General features: G+C 66.0%; 5 protein-coding genes. 4 read left to right on the top strand and 1 reads right to left on the bottom strand.

All coding sequences use genetic code 11. From position 1 onward, the window contains the following. The 4 genes from EN932_RS28265 to EN932_RS28250 all read left to right on the top strand — a co-directional run. The coding region (locus EN932_RS28265; protein ID WP_164890652.1) for an ATP-binding cassette domain-containing protein at positions 1-789 on the top strand (789 nt) is incomplete at its 5' end. 1 nt (position 790) lies between these two features. Beyond that, entirely contained in the window at positions 791-1,771 is a 981-nt protein-coding gene (locus tag EN932_RS28260) for an ABC transporter permease (protein WP_164753495.1), read from the top strand. A 3-nt stretch (positions 1,772-1,774) separates the two neighbouring features. Next, entirely contained in the window at positions 1,775-2,722 is a 948-nt protein-coding gene (locus EN932_RS28255; protein ID WP_127366994.1) for an ABC transporter permease, read from the top strand. A 137-nt stretch (positions 2,723-2,859) separates the two neighbouring features. Continuing rightward, complete coding sequence (locus EN932_RS28250) at positions 2,860-4,926, top strand: 3-hydroxyacyl-CoA dehydrogenase NAD-binding domain-containing protein (protein WP_127384657.1); 2,067 nt, start codon at positions 2,860-2,862, stop codon at positions 4,924-4,926. Between the two features lie 5 nt (positions 4,927-4,931). Here the strand turns inward: EN932_RS28250 and EN932_RS28245 are convergent. Then, positions 4,932-5,302, bottom strand: a 371-nt coding sequence (locus tag EN932_RS28245; protein ID WP_245483339.1) for a LuxR C-terminal-related transcriptional regulator, incomplete at its 5' end; no start/stop codon positions are given.

The raw sequence follows: 5,302 nt of genomic DNA, 5'->3' as shown, positions 1-5,302 counted from the left end.
GTCGCCGACACCGCCAGCGCCTTCGACCGTAACCGGCTGGTGACGGCGATGGGCGGCGCGGAAGCGCGCCAGAAGATCGCGGCGCAAATCGCTGCCGCCAAGCCCGCCGCCAGTCCGCTGAGGGTCCGGGCGCGGCCCGCGGCGCAGAAGGACGGCACCGACCTCGTCGCCTGCGCCGGGGAGATCATCGGCCTTGCCGGGCTGGCGGGCCACGGCCAGACCGATCTGCTGCTGGCGATCTTCCGCGGCGCCACGCGCGCCCGGGCCGGCATCGAGGTGACAGCGCCGGTGGCGCTGGTCGCCGGCGACCGCCAGTCGGATGGCATCTTTCCGCAATGGTCGATTGCTGAGAACATCGGCATCCGCTCGCTGGCGCGGCTGCGCAACGGGCTGCTGATCTCGCCGCAGCGCGAGGCCGAGCTTGCCGCATTCTGGCAGAAGAAGATCGGCATCCGTACGCCTGACATGAACAACAACATTTTCTCGCTATCGGGCGGCAACCAGCAGAAGGCGCTGTTTGCGCGTGCGCTCGGCTCGGATGCACAGATCGTGCTGATGGACGACCCGATGCGTGGCGTCGACATCGGCACCAAGCTGGAGGTCTACGACCTCGTGCGCGAAGAGGCCGGTCGCGGCCGTACCTTCCTCTGGTACACCACGGAAACCGAAGAGCTCGACAATTGCGACCACATCTATGTCTTCAAGAACGGCCGCATCGTCGCCAATCTGCGTCGCGACGAGTTGACCGAAGAGAAGATCATCCAGTCCTCCTTCGGCGATGCGGCCTGAGATGACGGCCGCCAGCCTCGACACCGCTGCCAGGACTTCCGCCGAGCGCGGCGCGCTGGCCCGCGCGCGCCTGCTGCGCGGGCTGCTGCCGGCGCTGTCGCTGGCGCTGGTGCTGCTCGCCATCGCCTGGCTCAACCCGCGCGCCATCAGCTATTTCGGCTTCAGCCTGATGCTCAACCTGGCGATCCCGATCGCGCTGGCGACGATCGCGCAGATGTTCGTCATTGCCGGAAACGAGCTCGACCTGTCGATCGGCACTTTCGTCGGCTTCGTCGGCTGTGTCACCGCGACCTGGCTGAAGGACGCGCCGCTGCTCGGCGCCGCCATCCTGCTCGGATCGATCGGCGTCTATGCGCTGCTCGGCGCACTGATCCATCTGCGCAACCTGCCGTCCATCGTGGTGACGCTCGGCATGAGCTTCGTCTGGCAGGGGCTCGCGATTCTCGTCCTGCCCAAACCGGGCGGCAAGGCGCCGGACTGGCTGCTCGGGCTGATGGCGTTCAAGCCGCCTTTCGTGCCGTTTCCGATCATCGCCGCGCTGCTGATCGGCCTCATCGTCCATTTCGGCCTGATGCGCACCTCCTATGGCGTGATCTTGCGCGGCTCGGGCGGCAATCCGGCGGCACTCGGTCGCGCCGGCTGGTCGCTGCTCCGAACCAAGATCGTGCTGTTTGCGCTCGCCGGCCTGTTCGGCGTGCTGTCCGGCATGGCGCTGATCGGCATCACCACCTCGGCCGATGCCAATATCGGCAATGGCTACACGCTGCTGGCGATCGCCGGCGTCATCCTCGGCGGCGGCGAATTCGTCGGCGGCCGGGTGTCGCCGATCGGTGCGGTGATCGGCGCGCTGACGCTGGCGCTGGCCGCCTCGCCGCTGCTCACCTTCATGCACATTCCACCCGACTGGCAGGTGGCCGCCAACGGCGCCATCCTGATCATCGTGCTGGCGGCGCGCGTGCTGATCAGCCGCAAGGAGAGGTGAGCGATGACATCGGTGAGATCGCTGCTTACCAAACCCTGGATCTGGTCGTTCCTCGGCGCGCTGCTGGTGTGGCTGGCGACGATCGCCTTCACCGGCGGCTATGGCGGGGGTGGCATGGTGACGGCAGCCCTTTCGCTGGCGGTATTCACCGTCATTGTCGGCGTCGGCCAGATGTTCGTCATCACGCTGGGACCAGGCAATGTCGACCTGTCGCTGCCGGCCAATATCGGCCTTGCCAGCGCCGTCGCGATGAAGGTGATGGACGGCAACGATTCCATGATCGCGGTCGGGCTTTTGGCGGCACTTGCCTGCGGGGCGGCGATCGGCGCCGCCAACTACCTGCTGATCTGGGCGCTGCGCATCCCGCCGATCATCGCCACGCTATCGGCCAGCTTCATCATCCAGTCGATCGACATCAGCTATGGCCGCGGGCTGCAGATCAAGCCGCCGCCGGGCTTCGCCGATTTTGCCAACTGGCAGGTGCTGGGCATTCCGGTGCTGGCGATCCTCACGGTATTGTTCACCGTCGGCGCGGCCATCGCGCTGCAGCGTATGATCTATGGCCGCTCGGTGCTGGCGATCGGCCAGAACATTCGCGCGGCGTGGCTGGCCGGTGTCAATGTCGGCCGCATCCGCTTCCTCACCTACACGCTGTCGGGCGCGCTCGGCGGCATCGACGGCGCGCTGCTCGCCGGCTATTTCCGCGGCGCCAATGTCGACATCGGCAACGAATACCTGCTGGCCTCGATCGCCGTCGTCGTCATCGGCGGCACGTCGGTCGCCGGCGGCAAGGCCAATGTCCCCGGCGTCTGGGGCGCGGCTTTGTTCCTGGTGCTGCTTTTGACCATGCTCAACACGTTTGGGGTGAGCGCGGGGGTGCGGTTGCTGCTGACGGGGCTGATCATTGTCGGGGTGATCACGGCGGCGGGCGGGCAGAAGGCGCTGCGGTAGCCTCCGCCTTCGTCGTCCCAGACACCTTCAAGGCCAGTAATCATTGTGCCAGGCCGACATCCGGTTCCCTTCGACGTTATGGCGCTGTAAATCCCGTTCGCGTGGCCACGGCCGCTGAATAATGCTGGGAGGTTTGCGTGTCCGATTTTGTGAAGGTCAGCCGCGACGGCGACGTCGCCGTCGTCACCATCGACAATCCGCCGGTCAACGCGCTGAGCTTCCATGTCCGCGAACCGCTGATGCAGGCGCTGGTCGAATTGCGCGACGATGCGTCGGTTGCCGCCATCGTCATTACATGCGCCGGCCGGACCTTTGTCGCCGGTGCCGACATCACCGAGTTCGGCAAGCCGATGCAGCAGCCCGAACTGCGCGCCATCGTGGCGACGCTGGAAACCATCGCCAAGCCGACGGTCGCAGCCATCCACGGCACCGCGCTCGGCGGCGGGCTGGAGCTGGCGCTGGGCTGCCATTTCCGTGTTGCCGATGCCGGCGCCAAGCTCGGCCTGCCGGAAGTCAAACTCGGCCTGCTGCCGGGTGGCGGTGGCACGGTACGGCTGCCGCGCCTTGTCGGCGCGGTGAAGGCGTTGAAGATGATCGTCTCAGGTGCGCCGATCGGCGCGACCGAGGCGCACGCCGCCGGTCTCGTCGATGCCGTCTTCGAAGGCGATCTGACCACGCATGCCGTGAACTTCGCTGGGGAAATCGCCCGCAAGGGTGGTCCCTTCACGCCGGTGCGCGATCGCAATGAAGGACTCAAGCAGGCCGACCTCGCGGCGTTCGACGTCGAGGCTGCGGATCTTGCCAGGAAAGCGCGCGGGCTCGAGGCACCGATCGCTTGCGCGCAGTCGGTGCGCAATGCCGTCACGCTGCCGTTCGATGCGGCGCTGGCGGCAGAGCGTGCGCTGTTCGTCAAACTGGTCGCCAGCGACCAGTCGCGGGCGCAGCGGCATCTGTTCTTCGCCGAACGTGAGGCGGCAAAGCTTCCGAGCAAGGACATCGTCAAGCGCAGGATCGCCCGCGTCGGCGTCATCGGCGCCGGTACGATGGGGGGCGGCATTGCCATGGCCTTCGCCAATGGCGGCTATTCCGTGATTTTGCTGGAAACCAGCCACGAGGCCCTGCAACGCGGCTTGGCGACCATCGACAGGAACTACTCGGTGTCCGTCACGCGCGGTTCGCTCAGCGAAGACGCCAAGCGGCAACGGCTCGCCCAGTTCAAGGGCTCCACCGACTATGCCGATCTCGCCGACTGCGACCTGATCGTCGAGGCGGTGTTCGAGGACATGGCGGTCAAGAAGGAAGTGTTCGGCAAGCTCGAAGCCGTGGCGAAGCCCGGCGCGATCCTGGCCACCAACACCTCCTATCTCGACATCAACGAAATCGCTGCCTCGACCTCGCGGCCGCAGGATGTGCTCGGCCTGCATTTCTTTTCGCCGGCCAATGTCATGAAGCTCTTGGAGATCGTGCGCGCCGAGAAGACCGCGCCCGATGCGCTGGCGACATCAGTCGACCTGGCGAGGCGGATCGGCAAGGTGGCCGTCGTGGTCGGCGTCTGCCACGGCTTCGTCGGCAACCGCATGCTTGCCGCGCGGGGCTCGGAATCGGAAGCGCTTCTTCTGGAAGGCGCAACGCCCAGCCAGATCGACCAGGTGTTCACCGATTTCGGCTGGCCGATGGGGCCGTTCCAAATGGGCGATCTCGCCGGTCTCGATATTGGCTGGCGCAACCGCAAGGCACGCGGCCAGAAAGCCGTGATCGCCGACACGCTGTGCGAACAAGGACGTTTCGGCCAGAAGACCGGCCGGGGTTTTTACCTCTATGAGGCTGGCGCGCGCACGCCAGTGCCGGATCCCGAGGTTGAAGCGCTGATCCGCGACAAGGCCGCCGAGAAGGGTATCGCACCGCGTGCGATCAGTGCGGAGGAAATCGTAGAGCGCACGCTTTACCCCCTGATCAACGAGGGCGCCAAGATCCTGGAGGAAGGCATAGCGGCCCGTGCGTCCGACATCGATGTCGTCTGGGTCAATGGCTACGGCTTTCCCATCGGCAAGGGCGGACCGATGTTCTGGGTTGGCCTTGAAGGTCCGGCCAGGATCATCGAGCGGCTCGAATACTGGCATCAACGGACGGGCAAGGATGTGTTCAAGCCGGCGCCGTTGCTGAAGCGGATGGCCGAGACCGGGTCGTGGGAAGCCGGCGGTTAGAGAGCCTACCGGATCCGTGCATCGATGATCTCGACGAAGCGCGCGAACAGGCCGGCCTGCGACTTGATCTTGAGCTTGCGGTAGATGTTGCGGCGATGGACCTTCACGGTTCCCGGCACGATGCGCATGGCGCGGGCGATCGACTCCGTCGAATGCCCCTGCAACACCAGGTCGACGACATGCTTTTCGCGCGGCGTCAGCGACAGGCTCTGCCAGATATGGGCGCGGTCGAATTCGTTGACCATAGCGGCCGTCTCGTCCTGCTTCGCTTCCGCCGTTTCGTCGGCCGGAAGAGCAGGCCAGCGCAACCTGATGAAGCTGATCACCGCGGGAGCCATGTCGCGCAGCAATCTGGCATCGGCGGTGCCGAAACTGT

Source organism: Mesorhizobium sp. M7A.F.Ca.US.002.01.1.1, assembly GCF_004022955.1.
In the GTDB taxonomy this organism is placed as follows: domain Bacteria; phylum Pseudomonadota; class Alphaproteobacteria; order Rhizobiales; family Rhizobiaceae; genus Mesorhizobium; species Mesorhizobium ciceri.
Note: the sequence above shows the minus strand (reverse complement) of the source record. Positions and strands in the feature narration are given on the sequence as shown.